19 protein-coding genes are annotated in these 23,821 nt (G+C 64.8%); 6 read left to right on the top strand and 13 right to left on the bottom strand.

From position 1 onward, the window contains the following. Positions 1-57: 57 nt before the first annotated feature. On the bottom strand, positions 58-1,578 hold the full coding sequence (locus tag HP546_RS05000) for an aldehyde dehydrogenase family protein (RefSeq protein ID WP_172220532.1): 1,521 nt from the start codon (positions 1,576-1,578) through the stop codon (positions 58-60). A 255-nt stretch (positions 1,579-1,833) separates the two neighbouring features. Here HP546_RS05000 and HP546_RS04995 point away from each other — a divergent pair, with 255 nt between their 5' ends. The 4 genes from HP546_RS04995 to HP546_RS04980 all read left to right on the top strand — a co-directional run bounded on the left by HP546_RS04995 (position 1,834) and on the right by HP546_RS04980 (position 6,133). Continuing rightward, entirely contained in the window at positions 1,834-3,807 is a 1,974-nt protein-coding gene (locus tag HP546_RS04995; protein ID WP_172220529.1) for a sigma-54-dependent Fis family transcriptional regulator, read from the top strand. A 66-nt stretch (positions 3,808-3,873) separates the two neighbouring features. Next, complete coding sequence (mpl, locus tag HP546_RS04990; RefSeq protein WP_172220526.1) at positions 3,874-5,223, top strand: UDP-N-acetylmuramate:L-alanyl-gamma-D-glutamyl-meso-diaminopimelate ligase; 1,350 nt, start codon at positions 3,874-3,876, stop codon at positions 5,221-5,223. After that, a complete protein-coding gene (ubiX, locus tag HP546_RS04985) occupies positions 5,220-5,849 on the top strand; it encodes a flavin prenyltransferase UbiX (RefSeq protein WP_172220523.1) in 630 nt (209 codons plus the stop codon). The genes mpl and ubiX overlap by 4 nt, the downstream gene beginning before the upstream one ends. Next, the gene (locus HP546_RS04980) at positions 5,846-6,133 is read left to right on the top strand and encodes a YceK/YidQ family lipoprotein (RefSeq protein WP_172220520.1); all 288 of its coding nucleotides are present in this window, start codon (positions 5,846-5,848) and stop codon (positions 6,131-6,133) included. Before ubiX ends, HP546_RS04980 begins: the two co-directional genes overlap by 4 nt. Positions 6,134-6,136: 3 nt before the next feature. On the opposite strand, the gene HP546_RS04975 is transcribed toward HP546_RS04980, so the two are convergent. The 6 genes from HP546_RS04975 to HP546_RS04950 all read right to left on the bottom strand — a co-directional run bounded on the left by HP546_RS04975 (position 6,137) and on the right by HP546_RS04950 (position 12,830). Beyond that, on the bottom strand, positions 6,137-6,781 hold the full coding sequence (locus tag HP546_RS04975) for an oxidoreductase (protein WP_172220517.1): 645 nt from the start codon (positions 6,779-6,781) through the stop codon (positions 6,137-6,139). Between the two features lie 27 nt (positions 6,782-6,808). Next, positions 6,809-8,542, bottom strand: coding sequence for a C13 family peptidase (locus HP546_RS04970; RefSeq protein WP_172220514.1), 1,734 nt, complete (start codon positions 8,540-8,542; stop codon positions 6,809-6,811). 73 nt (positions 8,543-8,615) lie between these two features. Then, positions 8,616-9,722: an acetoin dehydrogenase dihydrolipoyllysine-residue acetyltransferase subunit gene (locus HP546_RS04965; RefSeq protein WP_172220511.1), complete on the bottom strand. Its 1,107-nt coding sequence runs from the start codon at positions 9,720-9,722 to the stop codon at positions 8,616-8,618. After that, on the bottom strand, positions 9,719-10,741 hold the full coding sequence (locus HP546_RS04960; protein WP_172220508.1) for an alpha-ketoacid dehydrogenase subunit beta: 1,023 nt from the start codon (positions 10,739-10,741) through the stop codon (positions 9,719-9,721). Before HP546_RS04960 ends, HP546_RS04965 begins: the two co-directional genes overlap by 4 nt. A gap of 33 nt (positions 10,742-10,774) precedes the next feature. Continuing rightward, the gene (locus HP546_RS04955) at positions 10,775-11,752 is read right to left on the bottom strand and encodes a thiamine pyrophosphate-dependent dehydrogenase E1 component subunit alpha (protein ID WP_172220505.1); all 978 of its coding nucleotides are present in this window, start codon (positions 11,750-11,752) and stop codon (positions 10,775-10,777) included. 22 nt (positions 11,753-11,774) lie between these two features. After that, positions 11,775-12,830, bottom strand: a complete 1,056-nt coding sequence (locus HP546_RS04950) for an ATP-NAD kinase family protein (protein ID WP_172220502.1) — start codon at positions 12,828-12,830, stop codon at positions 11,775-11,777. A 285-nt stretch (positions 12,831-13,115) separates the two neighbouring features. On the opposite strand from HP546_RS04950, the gene HP546_RS04945 reads away from it, so the two are divergent. Further along, the gene (locus tag HP546_RS04945) at positions 13,116-14,975 is read left to right on the top strand and encodes a sigma-54-dependent Fis family transcriptional regulator (protein WP_172220499.1); all 1,860 of its coding nucleotides are present in this window, start codon (positions 13,116-13,118) and stop codon (positions 14,973-14,975) included. Positions 14,976-15,177: 202 nt separating this feature from the next. Here the strand turns inward: HP546_RS04945 and accC are convergent, their stop codons facing one another. The 6 genes from accC to HP546_RS04915 all read right to left on the bottom strand — a co-directional run bounded on the left by accC (position 15,178) and on the right by HP546_RS04915 (position 23,224). Continuing rightward, positions 15,178-16,533 (bottom strand): acetyl-CoA carboxylase biotin carboxylase subunit, encoded by a 1,356-nt coding sequence (gene accC / locus HP546_RS04940; RefSeq protein WP_172220496.1) that lies wholly within the window; start codon positions 16,531-16,533, stop codon positions 15,178-15,180. Between the two features lie 17 nt (positions 16,534-16,550). Next, positions 16,551-17,012 carry an acetyl-CoA carboxylase biotin carboxyl carrier protein gene (gene accB / locus HP546_RS04935; RefSeq protein WP_172220493.1) on the bottom strand — a complete coding sequence of 154 codons (462 nt, stop codon included), beginning with the start codon at positions 17,010-17,012 and terminating at the stop codon, positions 16,551-16,553. Between the two features lie 99 nt (positions 17,013-17,111). Continuing rightward, positions 17,112-17,567 (bottom strand): type II 3-dehydroquinate dehydratase, encoded by a 456-nt coding sequence (gene aroQ, locus HP546_RS04930; protein ID WP_003255330.1) that lies wholly within the window; start codon positions 17,565-17,567, stop codon positions 17,112-17,114. A gap of 179 nt (positions 17,568-17,746) precedes the next feature. Beyond that, positions 17,747-19,516: a protein-disulfide reductase DsbD gene (locus tag HP546_RS04925; RefSeq protein WP_172220490.1), complete on the bottom strand. Its 1,770-nt coding sequence runs from the start codon at positions 19,514-19,516 to the stop codon at positions 17,747-17,749. A 139-nt stretch (positions 19,517-19,655) separates the two neighbouring features. Continuing rightward, positions 19,656-20,435 carry a methyl-accepting chemotaxis protein gene (locus HP546_RS31750; protein WP_372242411.1) on the bottom strand — a complete coding sequence of 260 codons (780 nt, stop codon included), beginning with the start codon at positions 20,433-20,435 and terminating at the stop codon, positions 19,656-19,658. A gap of 1,430 nt (positions 20,436-21,865) precedes the next feature. Further along, positions 21,866-23,224 carry a diguanylate cyclase gene (locus tag HP546_RS04915; protein ID WP_172220484.1) on the bottom strand — a complete coding sequence of 453 codons (1,359 nt, stop codon included), beginning with the start codon at positions 23,222-23,224 and terminating at the stop codon, positions 21,866-21,868. A gap of 248 nt (positions 23,225-23,472) precedes the next feature. Between HP546_RS04915 and HP546_RS04910 the strand changes: the two genes are divergently transcribed. Next, the coding region (locus HP546_RS04910) for a DUF2333 family protein (protein ID WP_172220462.1) at positions 23,473-23,821 on the top strand (349 nt) is incomplete at its 3' end.

Genomic DNA, 23,821 nt, shown 5'->3' with positions numbered 1-23,821 from the left:
TTGAAAACCGTGCGGTCCCTGTGGGAGCGGGTTTACCCGCGAAGACGGCGACGCGGTCTAGAAGAAGCCCAACGGATTGATGTCGTAGCTCACCAGCAGGTTCTTGGTCTGCTGATAATGATCAAGCATCATCTTGTGCGTCTCACGCCCGACCCCCGACTTCTTGTACCCGCCAAACGCCGCATGCGCGGGGTACAGGTGGTAGCAGTTGGTCCACACCCGGCCGGCCTTGATACCCCGGCCCATACGGTAGGCACGGTTGATGTCGCGCGTCCACACGCCGGCACCCAGGCCGAACTCTGTGTCGTTGGCAATCGCCAGCGCCTCGGCTTCGTCCTTGAAGGTGGTCACGCTCACCACCGGCCCGAAGATTTCCTCCTGGAACACGCGCATGCTGTTGTTGCCCTTGAGCAGGGTCGGCTGGATGTAGTACCCGGTAGCCAACGCACCCTCCAGTTTCTCCACCTTGCCGCCGGTCAGCAGCTCGGCGCCTTCCTTCTGGGCAATGTCCAGGTACGACAGAATCTTCTCGAACTGCTGCTGCGAGGCCTGGGCGCCGACCATGGTGTCGGTGTCCAGCGGGTCGCCGCGCTTGATTTGCAGCACCTTCTTCATCACCACTTCCATGAACTGCGGGTAGATCGACTCCTGGACCAGTGCGCGCGACGGGCAGGTACACACCTCGCCCTGGTTGAAGAACGCCAGCACCATGCCTTCGGCAGCCTTGTCGATGAAGCTCGGCTCGGCCTGCATGATGTCTTCGAAGTACACGTTCGGCGACTTGCCGCCCAGTTCGACAGTGGAAGGGATGATGTTTTCGGCGGCGCATTTCATGATGTGCGAGCCCACCGGGGTGGAGCCGGTGAAGGCGATCTTGGCGATGCGCTTGCTGGTGGCCAGTGCTTCACCCGCTTCGCGGCCATAGCCTTGCACCACGTTGAGCACGCCTTTTGGCAGCAGGTCGCCGATCACTTCCATCAGCACGGTGATGCCCAGCGGGGTCTGCTCGGCCGGTTTCAGCACCACGCAGTTGCCGGCGGCCAGGGCCGGGGCCAGCTTCCAGGCGGCCATCAGGATCGGGAAGTTCCACGGGATGATCTGCCCGACCACGCCCAGCGGCTCGTGGATGTGATAGGCCACGGTGCCTTCGTTGATCTCTGCTGCGCCGCCTTCCTGGGCGCGGATGCAGCCGGCAAAGTAGCGGAAGTGGTCGACCGCCAGCGGGATATCGGCATTGAGGGTTTCGCGGATCGGCTTGCCGTTGTCCCAGGTTTCGGTGATGGCCAGCAGTTCCAGGTTCTGTTCGATACGGTCGGCGATTCTCAGCAGGACGTTGGAGCGGTCCTGCACCGAGGTCCGGCCCCAGGCGTCAGCCGCAGCGTGGGCGGCATCCAGGGCTTTGTCGATGTCTTCGGCAGTAGAGCGCGGGAATTCGGCGATCGGCTGACCGTCCACCGGAGAGGTGTTGGTGAAGTACTCACCCTTTACCGGAGGAACGAACTCACCACCGATGTAGTTGCCGTAGCGGTTCTTGAAGGAAACCTTCGCGCCTTCGGTACCGGGATGTGCATAACGCATGGTGTGTCTCCTGGCTATTGTGTTTGTTAGGGAGTTGGAAAGCGTAGAGCAAAGGTCGGGCCAGCGTTGGCAGCACCAGGCAAATCAATGGGTTGGCTCAGCATCCAGCAATTTGCCGCGCAGCTCTGTGCCAGCATCGGTACGCCCGCAGTGACACTTTGTGCCATTTGCGACACGTCACCGTAGGGTGCATTGCAAACCTTTTCCGGGTAGAGGATGCTGACTGGACTCTCTATCTGCGGAGAACTACAACAAATGCAGAGCAATCATTTCAGTCACCATGCCCGGCAGGTGCATAGCGTGGCCCACGGCGGGGCCGGGGAGGGCGCAAGCGATCCGTCCATCGCCCGCTCCTGGTTGCGCTGTCTTGAGGACTACCACCTCGACCCGTCGGTGGCCCAGGCGCCGGTGGTGCTCGAACACGGGCGCCTGCTGGAAAGCCGCGAGCGTCTGCGCCAGGTGTTGCAAATTGCCGATCATGAAATGAACAGCCTGCACCAGCAGCTTTCCGGGGCCGGTCATGCGGTGTTGCTGACCGATGCCCGTGGTGTGATCCTGAATTGCGTGAGCGCCCCTAACGAGCGGCGCAGTTTCGAGCATGCCGGGCTGTGGCTGGGCGCCGACTGGAGCGAGGCACGCGAGGGCACCAACGGCATCGGCACTTGCCTGGTCGAGCGCCAGGCGCTGACCATCCACCAGAACGAACACTTCCGCGGCCGTCACACAGGCCTTACCTGTTCCGCCAGCCCGGTGTTCGACCCACATGGCGAACTGCTGGCGGTGCTCGACGTGTCTTCGGCGCGGCCCGACGTTTCCCGGCAAAGCCAGTTCCACACCATGGCCTTGGTGAACTTGTCGGCGAAGATGATCGAAAGCTGCTATTTCCTGCGCCATTTCGAGCAACAGTGGCTGCTGCGTTTTCACTTGCAGGCTGAATCGGTCGGCCTGTTCAGCGAAGGGCTGTTGGCGTTTGACGGCGATGGGCGTATCTGCGCCGCCAACCAGAGCGCGCTGAACCTGCTGGGCAGCGTGCGCGGTGGCGTGCTGGGCAAACCTCTGGAACGCTTCTTCGCCTGCAGCCACGATGATCTGTTCAGCCGCGCCACACCCGGTGGCAGCACCGTCTGGCCGCTGCGTACTTTGGACGGTCGTCAGGTCTTCGCCAGCCTGCGTGGCCAGGCCCGTGCGCCGGTGTGGTCGGTGCCTATCGGCCAGCCACGCCCGGCGCGCGAAGTGGAGCCGCTTGTGTGCCTGCTGGACGCGGCCCTGCAAAACGACTTTCGCCGCAGCGTGCGGGTGTTCGAGCGTGATGTGCCGCTGCTGCTGCGCGGCGAGACCGGCTGCGGCAAAGAGGCCTTCGCCCAGGCCGTGCACCAGGCCAGCGAGCGGCGTGGCAAGCCGTTTGTCGCCATCAACTGTGCCTCGATCCCGGAGAGCCTGATCGAGAGCGAGCTGTTTGGCTATCGCGGCGGCAGCTTTACCGGTGCTCGCAAGGAAGGCATGCGCGGCAAGTTGCTGCAGGCAGACGGCGGCACCTTGTTGCTGGACGAGATCGGCGACATGCCGCTGGCCCTGCAGACCCGTCTGTTGCGGGTGCTGGAAGATCGGCAGGTGGTGCCTATCGGTGGCGAGCCACAGGCGGTGGATGTGCGGATCGTCAGTGCCACGCACCGCGACTTGCTGGAGCGAGTCGAGCAGGGCGGTTTCCGCGAGGACCTGTATTACCGCCTGAATGGCCTGGAGGTAGCGTTGCCGGCGGTGCGCGAACGCAGCGACAAGGCGCAGTTGCTGGACTTTCTGCTGCGCCAGGAGGCGCACGGGCAGCTGATTGATATCGAGCCCAGGGCGCGCCAGGCGCTGCTCGACTTCACCTGGCCCGGTAACGTGCGGCAGATGCGCAATGTGCTGCGCACCCTGGTGGCGCTTTGCGAGGATGCCCGGATCGTGTTTTCGGACCTCCCCGCCATGGTTCGCCAGGGCGCTGCCCTCGATCGCCGGCAAGCCAGCTCCCACCCCGACCGTGCCGACTTCAGGCCATCTGCTGTCCCTGTGGGCGCTGCCTTGCCGGCGACAGGGCCAGCTGCATTGAAAGATGCCGAATGCCATGCGCTGATGGCGACCCTGGAAGCAAAACACTGGCACCTGACCCGCGTTGCCGAACACCTGGGCATCAGCCGCAATACCTTGTATCGCAAACTGCGCAAACATGGCATCACCAGGGCCGACTGAGCGAAACAGCGGGTGCGATTTGTCGCGCCCTGGGCTACCCTGCCTCGATGTTTTGCGAGGTCGACCATGCATATTCACATTCTCGGTATTTGCGGCACTTTCATGGGTTCGCTGGCCGTGCTGGCCAAGGAACTTGGCCACCGTGTCACCGGTTCGGACGCCAATGTCTACCCGCCGATGAGCACCCAGCTCGAGGCCCAGGGCATCGAGCTGACCCAAGGCTATGACCCCGTCCAGCTGGACCCGGCGCCAGACCTGGTGGTCATCGGCAACGCCATGTCGCGTGGCAACCCGGCGGTAGAGTACGTGCTGAACAAGGGCCTGCCCTACGTCTCCGGCCCGCAGTGGCTGGCTGATCACGTGCTGCAAGGGCGCTGGGTACTGGCGGTTGCCGGGACCCACGGCAAGACCACCACCAGCAGCATGCTGGCCTGGGTGCTGGAGCACGCGGGCATGAGCCCGGGCTTCCTGATCGGCGGTGTGCCGCAAAACTTCTCGGTGTCGGCGCGCCTGGGCGACACGCCGTTCTTCGTGGTTGAAGCCGACGAGTACGACAGCGCGTTCTTCGACAAACGTTCGAAGTTCGTGCACTACCACCCACGCACGGCGATCCTCAACAACCTTGAGTTCGATCATGCCGACATCTTCCCGGACCTGGCGTCGATCGAGCGACAGTTCCACCACCTGGTGCGCACCATCCCCAGTGAAGGCCTGGTCATTCACCCGACCACCGAACAGGCGCTGGAGCGGGTCATCGGCATGGGCTGCTGGACCCCGGTGCAGACCACCGGTGAAGGTGGCCAGTGGCAGGCGCGCCTGCTCAGCGCTGACGGCTCACGTTTCGAAGTGCTTTTCGAAGGTGAAGCGCAGGGCATTGTCGACTGGCCACTGACCGGCCAGCACAACGTTGCCAACGCCCTCGCCACCCTGGCAGCGGCCCGTCACGTGGGCGTGGTGCCGGCCATGGGCATCGACGGCCTGAGTGCTTTCAAGAGCGTCAAGCGGCGCATGGAAACGGTTGCCGAAGTGCAGGGCGTGACCATCTACGATGATTTCGCCCACCACCCCACCGCCATCGCCACCACCCTCGACGGCCTGCGCAAGCGCGTTGGCGAGGCCCCGGTGATCGCGGTGATCGAGCCACGTTCCAACTCGATGAAGCTGGGTGCCCACCGCGACGGCCTGCCGGAAAGCGTCAACGACGCTGACCAGGTGATCTGGTACGCGCCGGCGAACCTCGGCTGGGACCTGGCGGCCACCGCCGCACAATGCAAGGTGCCGAGCGTGGTGGCTGACAGCCTCGAGGCGATCATCGAACGGATCAAGGGCCAGGCCCGCCCAGGCACCCACGTGGTGATCATGAGCAACGGCGGCTTTGGCGGCCTGCACGGCAAGCTGGCCGAGGCGCTGAAGTGAGCGGGCCGGAACGCATCACCCTGGCCATGACGGGCGCCTCGGGCGCCCAATATGGCCTGCGACTGCTCGATTGCCTGGTGCGCGAAGACCGTGAGGTGCACTTCCTGATCTCCAAGGCTGCGCAACTGGTAATGGCCACCGAGACCGACGTGCTGCTGCCGGCCAAGCCCCAGGCCATGCAGGCGTTCCTCACCGAATACACCGGCGCCGCCGACGGGCAGATCCGTGTGTACGGCAAGGAAGACTGGATGTCGCCGGTAGCCTCGGGTTCCGGTGCCCCGGCGGCGATGGTGGTGGTGCCCTGTTCCACCGGCACCCTGTCGGCGATTGCCACCGGTGCCTGCAACAATCTGATCGAGCGCGCGGCCGACGTTACCCTCAAGGAGCGCCGTCAGCTGATCCTGGTGCCTCGCGAGGCGCCGTTTTCCACCATCCACCTGGAGAACATGCTGAAGCTGTCGCAGATGGGCGCAGTGATCCTGCCGGCGGCGCCGGGCTTCTATCATCAGCCACAGACCATCGACGATCTGGTCGACTTTGTCGTGGCGCGTGTGCTCAACCTGCTGAACATTCCCCAGGACATGTTGCCGCGTTGGGGCGAGCATCATTACGGGGTGGATGATTGAAGCGAGCGCTGGCTGGTTTGCTGACCCTGGGACTGTTGAGTGGCTGTGCCACGGTGCGCACGCTGGACGCCAACAAACCCGGGGCACCGGTAGTGTATGCCGGTACCCGGTTGGACTTGTATGTGATCAATGGTGGCTGCTGCCCGCGAGATCGCTACGGGGCTGACGCGCCGGGTTACCCAGCGCTGGACCTGCCTGGCAGCATGTTGCTCGACACCCTGTTGCTGCCGTTGTCGTTGCTGACGGCGGCCGGGGTAGGCTTCCAGGCCACCGGCGGCCTGTAACGGCTATATCTTGCCCAACCTGCGCAACTCATCCGACTCCACAACCCGTATCCCGTCTTCTTCCTCCAGCGCCAGGCGCCACAGCGCCCGGGCCAGCGTGCAGGCCTCGATCCCCCGGTACTTTCCGGGTATCAGCCTGGAAAACGGTGAAGCCAGCTGTTCACCGAGCCGTGGCTGAATCCGCTCGCCCAGCAGCAACGACGGCCGCACGATGGTCAGCTGTGGCCAGTTCTGAGCCTTCAGCGCCTCTTCCATTTCGCCCTTCACCCGGTTGTAGAAAATCGACGACTTGGGGTCCGCGCCCAGCGCACTGACCACCAACAGATGCCGCGCGCCCATTTCCCGGGCACGCTTGCTGAACGCCACCACCATGTCCAGGTCCACCGCGCGGAAGGCTGACTCGGAGCCGGCCTGCTTCAGCGTGGTCCCCAGGCAGCAGTAGGCGATATCGACCCGCCCGGCCAGCTGCGGCAGGAACACGGCCGGGTCGCCCACCGGGTTTTCCAGGTGCGGGTGCTCGGCCAGGGGCCGACGGGTAGGCGCGAGCACCCGGGTAATGGTCGGCTCGTTGAGCAGGCGGTCGAGCAGGTGTTCACCGGTCAGGCCGGTGGCTCCGGCAAGCAGGACATGCTGAGGCGTCAAGTACATGATGTCTCTCCCTTGTTACACTCAAGCTTAGTGGCTGCCGGGCGTTTTTGCCTGTTCCCCCATGTTGGCCTGCGTGGCATTGCGCAGTGCCTCCTCGGCTTGCTGGCGGCGCAAGTGCTGCCAGTGCTCAAGCACCGTCGGGGGGGCCCACAGCTGCGGTTCAGAGGCTTCGAAGCCTTCTCTGTGTTCCCTTTCGGCAACGCTGGCGCGTGCCAGTTCAAACGCTTGTTTCAGGTCGTCGGTCTGGTTCAGTGCTTCGGCAAACAGGGCATCGCCAAAGTAGGTGAAATCGGCTTCTTCCGAACACCCGAAGGACACGCGGTCAGCCCTGGCGGCGGTCATGATCAGCGTGCGTTCATCCTTGAGCGGGGGGATATAGCCCCCGGAATAGCAGGCGGATATGACGATTACCTTGTCTCGGTCCTTCAGCGGCGCGAGGGCGCTGGCCAGTTCGTCAGCGGTCAGGTCGGCCAGTTGCAGGCGCGGCTGGTCGAGCACCAGCTGGTGGTCGTGGCTGCCATGGCTGGTGAGGTAGATGAACACCAGGTCTTCGGGGCCGCTGCGTTCGGCCAAGGTGCTGGCGGCGCGGGTGAGGTTCTCGCGGGTGGCCATGGGGCGGGTGGCCATGTGGTCGCGGTGGTTGACCAGGGTCACCTGGCCACGGGCGCCAAAACGCACCTTGAGCATGTTGCTGACGTAGTCGGCTTCGCGCAGGAACACGCTTTGCTGGCCATCGCCGGCCACTACCAGGCTGTACAGCTGGATCGGCGGGGCCGAGCGCGGTACCCGGGCCAGCGCCTCCTCCAGTAGCCGACCCTGGTTGAGCAGGGCCAGGTCCAGCGGGTCGGACAGCAGCTTGCCTTTGTGGTCGCGCACGCGCACGCCATTGGCCCACATGCCGCTTTCGACCCTGCCGCTGGCCAAGGTCAGCTGGCCCTTGCCGTGGTAGGCATCGTCGAGGAAGCCGCCAATATACTTGCTGCCGTCGGCCAGCTGCAGGCTGCCCTGACCGGACAGCCGCCAGTCGACGAAATTGCCCTTGTAGTGGCTGCCGTCACTGCCTAGCAGTTCGCCTTCGCCGGACAGCGAGCCGTCTTTGAATTCGCCGATCCACACATCGCCATCGGCGTTTTCGTAGCGGCCACGGCCCTCCAGGCGGTTGTCCTTGAACTCACCGATGTACTGCTCGCCGTCGACACTGTCGTAGGTGCCGCTGCCTTGCAGCTGGCCATTGACGAAGCGGCCGCTGAACTGGTTGCCGCTGGCATCGCTGCGCACGCCGGCGCCGTTGGGCTTGCCCTTGGCGAAAAGGCCCTGGTAGCGGCTGCCGTCGGCCAGCTCCAGTTCGCCTGCGCCTTCGTACAGGTCGTCCTTGAACTGGCCACGGTAGGTCTGGTCGGCTTGCTTGAGGGTGCCTTCGCCATCGCGGCGACCGTGGTTGAAGGTGCCGGCATAGTGGCTGCCGGGGGTTGTCAGGTCCCCCAGGCCCTGGAACAGCCCTTCGCTGAACTGGCCCCGGTACACCTCGCCGTTCTGGCCGTGCCATTCACCCGGGCCATGCCATTGGCCGTCCTTGAAGCTGCCGGCGTACCAGCTGCCGTTGGGGTAGTCGATGCGGCCCTCGCCCTGCAACAGGCCATCGACCACCTGGCCCCGGTAGCGCCCGCCGTCAGGCAGGCGTGCGTCCGGCGGGAGCAGCGATTCGCCATCGCCACAGGCGGCGAGCAGCAGGACCAAGGTGATGGGGAGCAGTGGACGCATGGCGAGGACCGGGCAATAGGTCTGCCGAGTATGACGCAGAATTGGATCCTGAGACAGCGAGAGGCATGCGCCCTCAACGCCCTCGCAAAAAGTCCATCATCCGCCGATTCACCTCATCAGCCGCCTCCATCTGCACCATATGCCCGGCCTCCGCCAGCACCAGCACTTCAGCCTCCAGCCCCTCGGCATGGCTGGCCGGGATGATCGCGTCCTTGCCGCCCCACACCACCAGCGCCGGGTGTTGCCCCAACACACCGCGCAGGTCATGGCGCTGCCGGTCGCCGTCGGCGAGCGCCGAGGCCAGCTGCTGCAGGGCCTGATCCACACCCTCCAGGCGCTTGAACTTGAGCATGTCCTCGAGCATTTGCCGGGTGACCAGCGCCGGGTCGGCAAACAGCTGCATCATCTGCGGCTTCAAGGCATTGCGGTTGGCAGCGGCGACGAAACCTTGCAGGTACTGCGCGTTGATCGCCTCGCCCAGCCCGGCGCTGGCCACCAGGCTCAGGCTGGCCACCCGCTGCGGCGCCAGGCGCGCCAGGTTCAGGCAGACCGCGCCACCCATGGAATGGCCGGCCAGGTGGGCCTTGGCGATGTCCAGGTGATCGAGCAAGGCCAGCACGGTTTCGCTCAGTTCATCCAGGTCACCACGCTGCAGGGCCTTGGCCGACTCGCCGTGGCCCGGCAGGTCGAGGGCGATTACCCGGCGCTCGACAGCCAGTGCCGGGTGGTTGAAAAGCCAGTTGTTGAGGTCGCCACCAAAACCATGCACCAGCACCAGCGGCGTGCCGCCTTCACCCAGCTCGAACCAGCGCAGCAGCCGACCGCCCACTTCGGCTTTCTGCGGAGCAGGCCCCTGGGCCTGGTCGGCGCCACCTTCGGCGACGAATTCGGCCTGGAAGCGCTGTACCAGCGCATCGATTTCGGCTTCCTCGGCCTCGCCCTCCACCACCACTGCCAGCAGTGCGCCGACCGGCAGGGTTTCATCCGGCCTGGCCACCTGGCGGCGCAGCACACCGCTGAACGGTGCTTCGACGCTGCTGCTGATCTTGTCGGTCTCGACGTCCAGCACCTCGTCGCCCTTGTTGATCGGGTCACCTTCCTGCTTCAGCCAGGTGTCTACCCGGCCCTCGGTCATCGACAAGCCCCACTTGGGCATGGTCAGGGTATGGATCTGGCTCATGCGGCACTCCTTGCAGCTTCGATCACCTTGCGCACGGCGGCCTCGATTTTCGCCGCGTCAGGGATGTACAGGTCTTCCAGCGCATCGGAGAACGGCACCGGGGTGTGCGGCGCGGTGACCATCTCGACCGGGCCCTTGAGCGCAGCGAAGGCTTTCTGCGCCACCAGTGCGCTGATGTCGGTGGCCATCGAGCAGCGCGGGTTGGCCTCGTCGATCACCACCAGGCGGCCGGTCTTCTCCACGCTTTCCAGAATGCTGTCTTCGTCCAGCGGGCTGGTGGTGCGCAGGTCCAGCACTTCGCAGTCGATGCCCTGGCGGGCCAGATTGTTGGCGGCCTCCAGCGCCACATGCACCATGCGGCCGTAGGTGACCAGGGTCACGTCATCGCCATCACGCAGGAAGTTGGCTTCGCCGAACGGCACCGTGTACACCTCTTCTGGCACCTCGCCCTGCATGCTGTACAGCAGCTTGTGCTCGCAGAAGATCACCGGGTCGTTGTCGCGGATGGCCTGGATCAGCAAGCCCTTGGCATCGTAAGGGGAGGACGGGCAGACCACTTTCAGGCCGGGGATGTGCGTCCACAGCGAGGTCAGCATCTGCGAGTGCTGGGCTGCCGCGCGCAAGCCGGCGCCATACATGGTGCGCATCACCAGCGGGGTGACCGCCTTGCCGCCGAACATGTAGCGGAACTTGGCAGCCTGGTTGAGGATCTGGTCCAGGCAGCAGCCGGCAAAATCGACGAACATCAGTTCGCACACCGGGCGCAGGCCTTGGGTTGCAGCACCGACCGCAGCACCGACGTAGCCGATTTCCGACAGCGGTGCGTCGAGCACACGCCCCGGAAACTGGTGATACAAGCCTTTGGTCACGCCCAGCACGCCACCCCAGGCGTCTTCTTCACCGGGCGCACCGGCCCCGCCGGCCACGTCTTCGCCAATGATGAACACGCTGTTGTCGCGGCGCATTTCCTGGGCCAGGGCTTCGTTGATGGCCTGCTGGTAGCTAATCTTTCTTGGCATGGTGGTTCTCCTGTTGTTCTTGTAGTCCGGGGCTCAGGGGTAGGCGACGTAGACGTCGGTGAGCAAATCGGCGGGCTGCGGCTTGGGATCGGACTTGGCACGGCGCACGGCGTCTTCGATCAGGTCTTCGATGCGGGCGTCGATGGCGTCCAGTTGCTCGGCGGTGAGCAGGCCGGCACGGGTGGTCTTGTTGCGGAACTGCATCAGGCAGTCGCGGGTTTCGCGCAGGTTCTTCACTTCGTCGGGCGCGCGGTAGGTTTGCGCGTCACCTTCGAAGTGCCCGTAGTAGCGGCTGAGCTTGACCTCGATCAGCGACGGCCCTTGCCCGGCACGCGCACGCTCGATGGCTGCCCCGGCGGCTTCATGCACGGCAAAGAAGTCGAAGCCGTCGATGGTGACACCGGGCATGCCGAAACCGGCGGCGCGGTCGGCGATGTGGTCGCAAGCCACCGACCAGTTCGAGGCAGTGGCTTCGGCGTAGCCATTGTTCTCGGCGACGAAGATGCACGGCAGGTTCATGATCGACGCCATGTTCATGGCTTCGAACACCGCGCCTTCGTTGGAGGCACCGTCGCCGAAGAACGCCACCGACACGTCGTCGCGGCCCTTGAGCTTGGCGGCCAGGGCAGCACCGGCCACCAGTGGCGCACCCGCACCGACGATGCCGTTGGCACCGAGCATGCCCTTTTCCAGGTCGGCAATGTGCATCGAGCCGCCCTTGCCCCCGCACACGCCGGTCTTCTTGCCGTAGATTTCGGCCATCATGCCGTACACATCGACGCCCTTGGCGATGCAGTGGCCGTGGCCACGGTGGGTCGAGGCGATGCAATCGCTATCGCGCAGGTGGGCCATGACCCCGGCGGCGGAAGCCTCTTCGCCGGCATACAGGTGGACGAAGCCAGGGATTTCGCCGGTGGCGAACTCGATGTGCAGGCGTTCTTCAAAGGCGCGGATGGTGCGCATCACTTCATAGGCATGCAGCAGTTGTTCGGTACTCAGTTGATTGGACATCTTGTTGTTCTCCAGGGTTGTCTCAACGCGGGTTTGCAGGGTGCAGCCGATGGCCGCGAGGCACGGCCAGCAGGTGGTGGCGGGCGGCATGCGCCAGCACGGCCTCGACATCCACGCTCAGCGGGCCTTGGTGGTCGAGGGTGATGGTGGGGGTGTCGTGCTCGGCAAATTCGATTTCGCGTTCGCCGTCCAGGGCCAGCGTGCCGCTGGCCAGGCTCAGGCGGTGGGCGACGCCCGCTGTCAGCGTGCCGCTGGCGGTGATGCCGCAGCCTTGCAGCAGGCCGGGCGCCAGTGGCGCGAGCAGCGCCTGGTCGGCACCCGGGTTCAGGCGTACCCAGGCGCCGTGCGGGTCCTGGCGCGAGACCGGGCACCACAGGCCGCACAGGGCCGACAGGCCGATGGCGTGAGGCTCGGCAAAACAGGCGAACACTTCGCTCAGGTCTTCGCTGCGGCTGAGCGCGCGTGCACCGATGAAGCGCTGGGGTGACACCGCCACTTCCACCAGGGCCCACTGCGCAAGTTGTTGCTCGGGTACCTTCACCAGCAGGCGTTTGTTGCGGCGCAGGCCGATGCTGGCGGGCACCTGGCCGCTTGCGAGCAAGCCGCCGGCCAAGCCCGCGCTGGTGGCTTCGCGCAACTCGGGGAAAGCGTTGTTGGTACCGGTGGACAGGGTCAGCAGGGGTATGTCACCGGCCTCGGCGGCGACTGCCTTGTGTGTGCCGTCGCCACCGAGCACGGCGATCATCGCCACGCCGCGTTCGACCATGCGTCGGGTGGCCTGGTGGGTATCGGCCACGGTCTGGGTCAGTGGCAGGTCGAGTATTTCAATGGCAGGCCAGTGCTGGTCATGGGCGACCGGGCCGTTGCTGGCCTTGAGCACGGCGGCAGCGATGCCGGTCATGTCGCTGGGCAGCAGCACCTGGCCGATGCCGGTGGCGCCGAAGGCAGCAAGCAGGCGCTGGATGGCCGAGGCCTTGTCGGTGCTCGAATAGAGCCCGGCATTGGCGGTCAGGCGGCGCAGGTCGCGGCCTGAGGCCGGGTTGGCAATGATCCCGACAGTCGGGGCGGGTAGCGGCATGGCGCACCTCGTATTGTTGTTTGCCATAAGGCAGGAGCAAGCCCGGTGCCAGCTTTCTCCAGCTGCGCTGAAATACCTGAGGCAGAGCGGTCTGAATGCGCTCGGCCGCACATTGACGGCAGCGCCGGCGAGACGCCGGGTGCCTGCGCAGGGTGGTAATTGCCGAGACGCCGAGACGCTGCGTCTCAAGCGAGCCGGTAATCACGCAGTGCTTGTCGGGGCATGTTCGGAAGCGCTTAATGGCCGCACAACGACAAGAACAGCAACGAGAACCGGAGGGCCTGAATGCTTGCCGCGAACTCCCGAGCCCATGTCGACTGCGTCAGCAGGGTGCTGAAGAACGCCGATCGCCTGCCGCAGGCGCCGGTGCCTGCGCTGATCCTCGATTCATGGCGCCGCTCCATGGACCTGCACCACCTCGACCCTGGCTCTCAGCAAGGGCCGCGCATCCTCTCGCAAAGCCTGCTCAACGAATGCCGTGAACGTGCGGAACTGTTCCTGCGTATCGCCAGTGATGCCGTGGCGCGCCTGCACCAGCAGGTGCGCGGCGCCGACTACTGCGTGCTGCTGACCGACGGCCTGGGGCGTACCATCGACTACCGGGTGGAGTCATCCATCCGCAACGACTGCCGCAAGGCCGGGCTGTACCTGGGCACTTGCTGGTCGGAAGGCGAGGAGGGCACCTGCGGGGTGGCGGCGGTGCTGACCAGCAGGGCGCCTGTCACGGTGCACAAGCGTGATCATTTTCGCGCGGCCTTCATCGGCCTGACCTGTACCGCAGCACCGGTGTTCGACCCGCAGGGCGAGTTGCTGGGCGTGGTGGATGTCTCGGCCTTGCAGTCCCCGGACGACCGTCGCAGTCAGCACCTGATCCGCCAGCTGGTGGAGCAGACTGCCCGCGAAATCGAAAACGCGTTTTTCATGCACAGTGCCCAAGGCCATTGGGTGATGCGCGCCCATGGCACGCCGGGCTATGTGGAAAGCCAGCCTGACTACCTGCTGGCGTGGGACGCCGATGGCCGCCTGCAGGCGATCAACAGCCTGGCGCGGCAACGCCTGGTGGAGCGCCTGGGGCGCCTGCCAGAGCACATCGGTGAGCTGTTCGACATGGACCAGCTGCGCCGCGTCAATGCAGCGTCTGCCCAGCGTCTGCCAGGTCTGGGCGGGCTGTATGGCCGGGTCAGTGCACCGCAGCTACGCCAGCGCGCGCAGCCGTTACGCCAGGCCCAGGACGCCCGTATCGAGCACCACCTGCGGCTGGCGACGAGGGTCAAGGACTGCAACCTGGCGGTGCTGGTACAAGGCGAGACGGGGGCCGGCAAGGAAGTATTCGCCCGCCAGTTGCACCAGCAGAGCAAGCGCCGCGCGGGGCCCTTCGTTACGCTGAACTGTGCGGCAATCCCTGAAAGCCTGATCGAGAGCGAGCTGTTCGGCTACGTGGCCGGGGCCTTTACCGGCGCCTCCAGCAAAGGCATGCAGGGCCTGTTGCAGCAGGCCGACGGCGGCACGCTGTTCCTCGATGAAATCGGGGATATGCCGCTGAACCTGCAAACCCGCCTGCTGCGGGTGCTGGCCGAGGGCGAAGTGGCGCCTTTGGGCGCAGCTCAGCGCGAGCGGGTGGATATTCAGGTGATCTGCGCCACCCACCGCGACCTCGCGGCGAGGGTGGCAGGCGGGCACTTCCGCGAGGACTTGTACTTCCGCCTGGCCAATGCCCGTTTCGAGCTGCCGCCGCTGCGTGAGCGCGATGATCGCCTGGGCTTGATTCAGCAGATGCTGGCCGAGGAAGCCGAGGCCTGCGCGGTCGAAGTGGTGTTGGCGGACGATGCGCTGCAAGCGCTGCTGGTTTACCGCTGGCCAGGGAACTTGCGCCAGTTGCGCCAGGTGTTGCGCTATGCCTGTGCGGTGAGCGAAGGCGGGCTGGTGCGGTTGCAGGATTTGCCGACCGAGGTGCGCGGCGAGGCGGTAGCGGCGGCTGAAAGCGGAGTGTCCTGCCCGGCACGTCAGTTGCTGCTGGATGCGCTGATCCGCCATCGCTGGAAGCCGGCCGATGCCGCGCGGGCGTTGGGGATATCACGGGCGACGCTGTATCGACGGGTGCACGAGCACCGCATCGAGATGCCGCGGATGAAGGGGGAGCCCTGACGCTATCCCCTGTAGGAGCGGCCTTGTGTCGCGATGGGGCGCGCAGCGGCCCCACGATTTCAGCTCCGCCGCGGATATCGCCGGGGCCGCTTTGCGGCCCTTTCGCGACACAAGGCCGCTCCTACAAGGATTTGTGAAACGCGGACAGGCAATAAAAAGCCCCGGCACTGGGCCGGGGCTTTGGGTACATCACACTACTCGATCACTCCTGGTTAGCCAGTTTGTGCTCGAGGTAGTGAATGTTGATGCCGCCTTTGCAGAAACCTTCATCACGCACCAGGTCGCGGTGCAGCGGGATGTTGGTCTTGATGCCGTCGACGACGATCTCGTCCAGGGCATTGCGCATGCGCGCCATGGCTTCGTCGCGGTCCTTGCCGTAGGTGATCAGCTTGCCGATCAGCGAGTCGTAGTTCGGCGGAACCGAGTAACCGCTGTACAGGTGCGAATCGACACGTACGCCGTTGCCGCCCGGGGCGTGGAAGTGCTTCACCTTGCCTGGGCTCGGGATGAACTTCTTCGGGTCTTCGGCGTTGATCCGGCACTCCAGCGAGTGGCCGCGGATAACCACGTCTTCCTGGCGGTACGACAGCTTGTTGCCAGCGGCGATGCTGAGCATCTCCTTGACGATGTCGATGCCAGTGACCATTTCCGACACCGGATGCTCAACCTGAACGCGGGTGTTCATCTCGATGAAGTAGAAGCTGCCGTTTTCGTACAGGAACTCGAAGGTGCCTGCACCGCGGTAGCCGATCTCGATGCACGCATCGACGCAACGCTTGAAGACTTCCTGACGGGCCTTCTCGTCGATGCCCGGGGCCGGCGCTTCTTCCAGCACCTTCTGGTGACGGCGCTGCAGCGAGCAGTCACGGTCGCCCAGGTGAATGGCGTTGCCCTGGCCATCGGACAGCACCTGCACTTCCACGTGACGTGGGTTGGTCAGGAACTTCTCCAGGTACACCATCGGGTTGCCGAAGGCAGCACCGGCTTCGGTACGGGTGAGCTTGGCCGAGGCGATCAGGTCCTCTTCCTTGTGCACCACGCGCATGCCGCGACCACCACCGCCACCGGCGGCCTTGATGATCACCGGGTAGCCGACGTCACGGGCAATGGCCAGGGCGACTTCTTCGTCTTCCGGCAGCGGGCCTTCGCAACCCGGCACGGTCGGTACGCCCGACTTGATCATTGCAGCCTTGGCCGAAACCTTGTCGCCCATCAGGCGAATGGTGTCGGCTTTAGGGCCGATGAAGGCAAAACCGGATTTCTCGACCTGCTCGGCAAAGTCGGCGTTTTCTGCCAGAAAGCCGTAGCCCGGGTGGATCGCGGTGGCGCCGGTAACTTCGGCGGCAGCGATGATCGCCGGGATGTGCAGGTAGGAGTTCTTGGATGGCGCGGGGCCGATGCAGACCGACTCGTCTGCCAGGCCCAGGTGCATCAGTTCGCGGTCAGCCGTGGAATGCACGGCGACGGTCTTGATGCCCAGCTCTTTGCAGGCACGCAGGATCCGCAGGGCAATTTCCCCGCGGTTGGCGATCAGGACTTTTTCGAGCTTCGCAGACATCGTTGGCTCTCCGCGATTCAAACGATGGTGAACAGCGGCTGGTCGAACTCAACCGGCTGGCCGTCTTCTACCAGGATGGCGTCGATCACACCGCCGATATCGGATTCGATGTGGTTCATCATCTTCATGGCTTCGACGATGCACAGGGTGTCGCCTTTTTTCACCGACTGGCCAACTTCAGCGAAGTTTGGCGAGGTCGGCGATGGCTTGCGGTAGAAGGTACCGACCATCGGCGAGCGCACCACGGTGCCTTTCAGGGCCGGGGCAGCAGCGGCTTCGGCGGCTGGCGCGGCGGCGGCAGCAACCGGGGCGGCTACAGGCGCGGCAGCCATCGGCGCAGGTGCGTAGAACTGCTGGGCAGCTGGGGTCTTGCTGTGACGGCTGATACGGACCGACTCTTCGCCTTCCTTGATCTCCAGTTCGTCGATGCCAGACTCTTCCAGCAGCTCGATCAGTTTCTTGACTTTACGGATATCCATTAATCATCAACTCCCAAAGGTTCGGTCAGGGGGCGAAATACAAAAAACGTATCTAGAACGTTTCTCTCGAACCCTGGCCCACTGAGGCCAGGGTTTTCATCATTTGGGCTGTGCGTTGGCAGCCAGTTGTTCCAGTGCGGATTCCAGGGCCAGGCGATAACCGCTGGCGCCCAGGCCGCAGATCACCCCTACGGCAACATCGGAAAAGTAGGAGTGATGACGGAACGGTTCGCGTTTGTGCACGTTTGACAGGTGCACTTCGATGAATGGGATGCTCACCGCAAGCAATGCGTCACGTAATGCGACGCTTGTGTGGGTGAAAGCAGCCGGATTGATCAGGATGAAGTCCACACCCTCGTTGCGTGCGGCGTGAATACGGTCGATCAGTTCGTATTCGGCATTGCTCTGCAGGTACTGCAGATGGTGGCCTGCTGCGCGGGCACGTTGCTCCAGGTCCTGGTTGATCTGGGCCAGGGTCACGGCGCCGTAATGGCCTGGCTCGCGAGTACCGAGCAGGTTGAGGTTGGGGCCGTGGAGCACCAGTAGCGTTGCCATCTGCGGATTCCTTGGATTTGTAGGGCAATTCGACACAGCGCGGCGAGTGTGCCGTAAAGCGACGGCAAGTGTCCAGTTCCCGGCAATAGCCAGCACGATGTCCGAGATTCGCGCGAAGTATGTGACCAAATAATTAAATCTGGTCACTGTATCGAGGATTTTTCACGGCTCGCGGGAAGTTATAGCCCGAGTTTGCCCCGTACGCGTGCCAGGATTTGCGCGAATTCACCGGCGTTTATCTCGCCAACGACCCGATCAGCGGTTATTTCGCTGCCGTTCGCAGCAAAGAACAGCAACGCCGGCGGGCCGAACAGCTGGTAGCGATCAAGCAGCTTGCGCTGCTGTGCATTGCTCTCGGTGATGTCGAAACGCAGCAGCTTGAGGCCGGCCAGCTGTGCGTGCACCTGGGGTGCGTTGAGCACTTCGTGTTCGATCACCTTGCAGCTGATGCACCAGTCGGCGTACCAGTCCAGCAAGACCGGTTGGCCGGCCGCCTTGGCCTCGGCCAGGGCCGTATCCAGGGCGGCGGGGGTGGTGATGGTCTGCCAGGCATCCGCTTGTGCCACTGTGCTGCTGGTGGCGCTCGGCGCTGCGGCCGGCAGTGGGCGCAGTGGATCGCCCTGGCCACTCAGGGCCCCGTACCAGCAGGCCAGTGCGTACACCAGCAAGCCCAGGCCGAGCAGCTGCGCCAGGCGCTGGCGTGGCGCTTTGACCACAAACTCCAGGGCGCCTAGGAACAGCGCCACGCCGGCGGCCAGGAAGCCCACCAGCAGCAAGGTCACCGGGCCCGGTAGCACACGGCTGAGCAGGCCGATCGCCAGCCCCAGCAGCAGTACGCCAATCGCGTTTTTAACCGTGTTCAACCACGGCCCGCTTTTCGGCAGCCAGGCAGCGCCGCCGGTGGCGATCAGCAGCAATGGCGCACCCATGCCCAGGCCCAGGGCGAACAGTTTCAGGGCTCCCCCGACAGCATCGCCGCTGGCACTGATGTACAGCAGCGCCCCGGCCAGTGGTGCCGACACACAAGGCGAAACCAGCAGGCTGGACAACACGCCCAGCACCGCCGCGCCCAGCAGCGAACCGCCTTTGGTGCGGCTGGCGACGCTGTCCAGGCGGGTGCTCAGGGCCTGCGGCAGTTTCAGCTCGAACAGGCCGAACATGGCCAGGGCGAACACCACGAAGAACAGTGCGAAAGGCCCCAGCACCCAGGCCGACTGCAGGCGTGCCTGCAGGTTCAGGCCGGCGCCGAACAGGCCCATCAACGCACCCAGTGCCGCGAAGCTGGCCGCCATCGGCAGCACGTACGCCAGCGACAGCGCCAGGCCGCGCAGGCCGCCGACCTGCCCGCGCAGCACCACGCCGGACAGGATCGGCAGCATCGGCAGCACGCAGGGGGTGAAGGTCAGGCCGACCCCGGCGAGGAAGAACAGCAGCAGCGATTTCCAGCTCCAGCCGTGTTCGGCGCTGGCGGGTGCGGCTGCGCCACCTGGGCCATCGATGCTCAGGCGGGCGGTTTCCGGCGGGTAGCACAGGCCCTTGTCGGCGCAGCCCTGGTAGCCCACCAGCAGGGTGAAGGCACGCGGATCGGTGCGTGGCAGCTCGATGTCGAGCACGCCGTGGTACACCTCGACGTCGCCGAAGAACTCATCGTGCTTGGCTTCGCCCTTGGGGATGTTCGGCGCGCCCAAGGCGATGTCGGCCGGTTCCGTGTGGAACTGGAAGCGGTGGCGGTAGAGGTAGTAGCCCTCGGTGGCGACGAAGCGCAGCTTTATGCTTTGCGCATCGGCCTGGACCAGGCTGAGCTTGAAGGCCTCGTGGACCGGCAGGAAGTCGGCGTTGTTGGCCAGCGAGGCGGCGCCGAGGGTGGCGCTGGGACGGTTGTCGAGCAGGCCCGTGGCGAAGGCAGGGCTGGCCAGCAGCAGGAACAGCAGGAAAAACAGGCGGCGCATGGCGGACTCGCGAGGTGGAACGTGCAGGCCATGATAACGGAACTGTTGTGGGTTGGCTTTGTGGGAGCAACTGTCTTGTGTTGCCTGTTTTGGCCTCATCGCCGGCAAGCCAGCTCCCACAGGTATCGTGCAGGCCGGCTCAGACCCTGAACGCCTGCACCGCCCGGTTTAATTCGCCTCCCAGGCTCAGCAATTGTTCCCCTTGCTCACGCCCTTCGCCAATACGCTGCAAATTATCCTCACCCAGCTCATGAATCCGCTCGCTGTGGTCACGAATCTCGCTCACCGCGCCCGTCTGCTGCGCGGTGACATCGGCAATCCGCACCGCCGTGTCGGCAATGGTGCGGATGGCGCAGACGATCGCCTCCAGCGCCCCATCCGCCGCCTGGGCCTGGTCGGCCGTGGCCTCGGCATGCTCCAGCTGCGCGCGCATCCCCGCCACCGAGCTCCTGGCTGCCTGCTGCAGGCGGTCGATCAGTGCCTGGATCTCACCGGTGGCCCCGGTAGTGCGCTGCGCCAGTGAACGCACCTCATCGGCGACCACGGCGAACCCCCGGCCCATCTCTCCCGCCCGGGCTGCCTCGATCGCGGCGTTCAGGGCCAGCAGGTTGGTCTGTTCGGCAATCGAGCGGATCACCGTGAGCACCCCGCCGATGGTCGCCGACTCTTCTGCCAATTGCTCGATCATGCGGGCGTTGCCCTGTACCTCGTCAACCAGTTCACGCAAACCGGTCAGGCTTTGGCCAATCACCGCCTGGCCCTGTTCCACCGCATGCCCGGCATCGCGGCTGGCATTGGCCGCCGCGCTGGCATCGCCGGCCACTTGCTGGATGGTCGCTTCCAGCTCGCCCAGGGCATCGCGGATCTGCCCGGTATCGCCGGCCTGGCGTTCGGCGCCATCGTGCAGGGCGGCGCTCATGCCGGCCAGAGCGTGGCTGCTGCCCGCCACCTGCTCGGCGTTGTGGCGGATGGTGCCGACCAGCTCCACCAGGTACCGGCGCAGGCGGTTGAGCGATTCCTGAATGTCGTGCAGTTCGCGATTGGTCTTGCCCAGGGCGATGGCCTGGGCGAAGTCGCCTTCGGCCCAGCGCGACAAGGCCGGGGCCAGGCCGGTCAAGGTGCGCGCCAGGCGGCGTTGCAAGGTGTCGATCAGCAGGGCAATCAGCAGGATCAGGCCGATCATCAGGCCCTGGATGATGCGCACCTCGGCGGCAATCCTTGCGTGCTGGCCGCGTACTTCGGGTTCCAGCCGCGCAATCGCCTGCTGCACCGCGTCCAGGCGCTGGCCAGTGCTGGCGGCGAGGGTGGCGCGACGCTCGATCTGTTCGCGGGTGCGTTGCAGTTCGGCCGGGTAGCGGCTGAGCAGGCTTTGCAGTTCACGCTTGAGGCCTACGGCAATGTCTTCCTGCCGGGCGCTGGCCTGGGATTCCAGGCCCATCATCGCGGCGAAGTCGTCGGCACCCGACTCGGCGGCGCGGGTCACGCCCAGCAATGGCAGGCCATCGATGGCCTGGGCCTGGGCGCGGATCAGTTGCAGTTCGCGCTGCACTTCGTCAGCCAGCTCCGCTCGGCCGCTGCTGACCAGCTTGTCCCGGGCCAGCGACAAGCGGCCCAGGTGTACCGTGGCGTCGAGCAGCGGCAGCAGGTAGCGGTGGGCGTCGGCGCTGCCGCTGTCGCGGGCATAGCCGGCCAGTTGCTCGAAGTTGGCGCCCAGTTCCCGTTCGGCCTGCAGCAGCAGGGCTTGAGGGTCGCCGGCCAGCTTGCCGGCGGCCAGCAGTTCATTGGCGGTGAAGGCCTGCAGGCTGTTCAGGCTGGGGCGCAGTTGGTCGCCGAGCGCGTCGGGCCAGTCGGCCAGGGCGGCCTGTAGCTGCTGGTTGGCGTCCATGGCCGCCGCATGGCGCAACGCATCGCCGCTGCCCAGGTACGCCCGGATATTGCCTGCCGCCTGGTTCTGGAACTGCTGGGACAGGTCCAGGTAGCGTTCCATCATCTGGTAAGGGCGCTCCAGGGCACGCTGCGACCACCACAAGGTAGCGCCCAGGGCGATACACACGGTCACCAGCAACAGGGTGTTGAAATTGGTCAGCCACTTCAGGTGCATAGCCGCGAACTTCCTGCGGAGGGGAGTGGGAGAGGTAGGTGCCTGAAGTTATTGCGATTTTGTGACTGGGTGATGACGGCAGAGGGTTGGCGTCAGAAAAAAGTGGCAGAGTGCCGGTATCTGTGTTGCCTGTGCCGGCCTCTTCGCGGGTGAACCCGCTCCCACAGAGATTGCACAGCCTTAAACCTTGGTGGAGAACCTGTGGGAGCGGGTTCACCCGCGAAGAGGCCAGTACAGGTAAAGCCGCATCAGGGCTCCACACGCACCACACAATTACGCCCGGCATGCTTGGCCCGGTACAGCGCCTCATCCGCCGCACTGGCCATGGTCAGCGCATCCAGCCCGTCATCCAGCTGCACCACCCCGGCACTGAAGGTGCACTGCAAATCCTGCGGCTGCGCGGGGTACAGAATTTCGGCAAAGCGCCGGCGAATATCGTCCAGCACCTTGTGCGCCGCCTCCAGCGCGGTGTTGGGCATGACGATGGCGAATTCCTCACCTCCGTAACGGCCAATGAAATCGCTCTTGCGCAAGCGCTGCTTGAGGAACAGCGCCAGGCTCTTGATCACCCGATCGCCCATGGGGTGCCCGTGGCGGTCGTTGATCTTCTTGAAGTGGTCGATGTCGAGCATGGCAAAGCTCAACGGCTGTTGCTCGCGGCGGGCGCGGAAGCTGCAGTCTTCGAGCAACTGCAGGATGTGCGTGTGGTTGTACAGCCCGGTCAGGCTGTCGCGCACCATGCGCGCCTTCAGGTGCCGGGCACGTGCGGCGCGGTTGCGCACCGTGGTGATCAGGTGGCGTGAGCGAAACGGCTTGGTCAGGAAGTCATCGCCACCTTCGCTCATGGCATCCAGCTGCTTGTCCAGATCGTCCTCGGCCGACAGGTAGATGATCGGCACGCTCACATAACGATCGCTATGGCGGATGACCTTGGCCAGTTCAGGGCCGGTGCACGCGGGCATGTACAGATCGAGGATGATCAGGTCAGGCTGGAAGTCAGCAAGCTCTGCCATGGTGCCGATCGGGTCGGTCAGGCTGCGGGTGAGCATGCCGGCGCTGGCCAGCACACGCTCGGTGTGCAGGGCCTGGGTGCGGGAGTCATCGATGATCAGCACGCGCAGCGGGTCATGAGGGGCGGCATTGGTCAGCAGTTCGACCTTTTCCAGCAGGCTGGAAGCCTCCAGGGTACCCGTGAGGAAGTCCTGGCCGCCGGCGCGCACAGCCGCCAGGCGAGTCGGGGTATCGGTTTCCTGATGGCTGAAGAACAGCAGCGGAACAGGCTGCGCCAGGCCCTGCTGAACCTTGGCGGCGAGCAGCAGGCCCTGGCCGCGGCCGGTGAAGTCGACATCCATGATGATCGCCGCAGGCGGGTATTCACCGATCGAGGCAAGCAATGCCGCCGCGCTGGGCAACGCTTGCACCACCAGGCCAAAGAACTCCAGTTGCTGGGCCAAGCGCTGGGCACGGTCATGGTCCTGCAGCAGGATGTACACCGGCTTGGGCAGGGCCGGCAGCAGCACCTGGTCAAGCGGGTCGTTCTTGCGCAGGCCGCTACGCATCAGCTGTTGGGCGGGGCACTGCGGGCTCGGCTCGACTGCTTGGCTCATGTCCTGGCTACTTGTAGGTTGGAGGTGCAGAGGCAATGATGGCTCTATGCTAGCAGCTCTTACCTGCCGAGTGAGTGCCCTGCATCAACAAAGCCACAAGAACCAATATTCAGTTGCTGACCGAATGGTCGCTTATGCGCAAGGCGGTGTCTGCTTTATAGTGCTGCCATGCGGGCTTGCCGTGGCACCCTTGCGTAGGCCTGTGGTCCAAGCCCCTGAACCGTCGTGACTAATTTAAGGACAAAGCCATGCTGGACTGGAAAAACCGCGAGGCCAAAGCCGAGCCCCGTGAGCGTGTCGACGGCCGCGGCGCCGCCGCCCGTAGCTACGTTGGCGGCCTTTGGAGCCGTGCCCTGGGTACCCTGATCGGGTTGTACCTGCTGGTGTGCATCGGCCTGGGCTGGTACTGGAGCGAAGAACCGAACCTGTTCCCGGTGCAGCAGACCGCCCAGTCCGCCGCCGAGCACAACGGCCAGCAGATGGTAGTGGGCTATACCACCATCGAAACCCTGAAGACCGTGGCCGGCACCTTGTTGAACAAGCCCGGCGGTTACATTTCCAACGACCGCTTCCCGCCAGGGCTGTGGATGGACAACA

It is taken from the genome of Pseudomonas sp. CM25, assembly GCF_013179705.1.
Taxonomy (GTDB): domain Bacteria; phylum Pseudomonadota; class Gammaproteobacteria; order Pseudomonadales; family Pseudomonadaceae; genus Aquipseudomonas.
The sequence above is the reverse complement of the archived record's forward strand: the minus strand, read 5'-3'. Positions and strand labels throughout refer to the sequence as shown.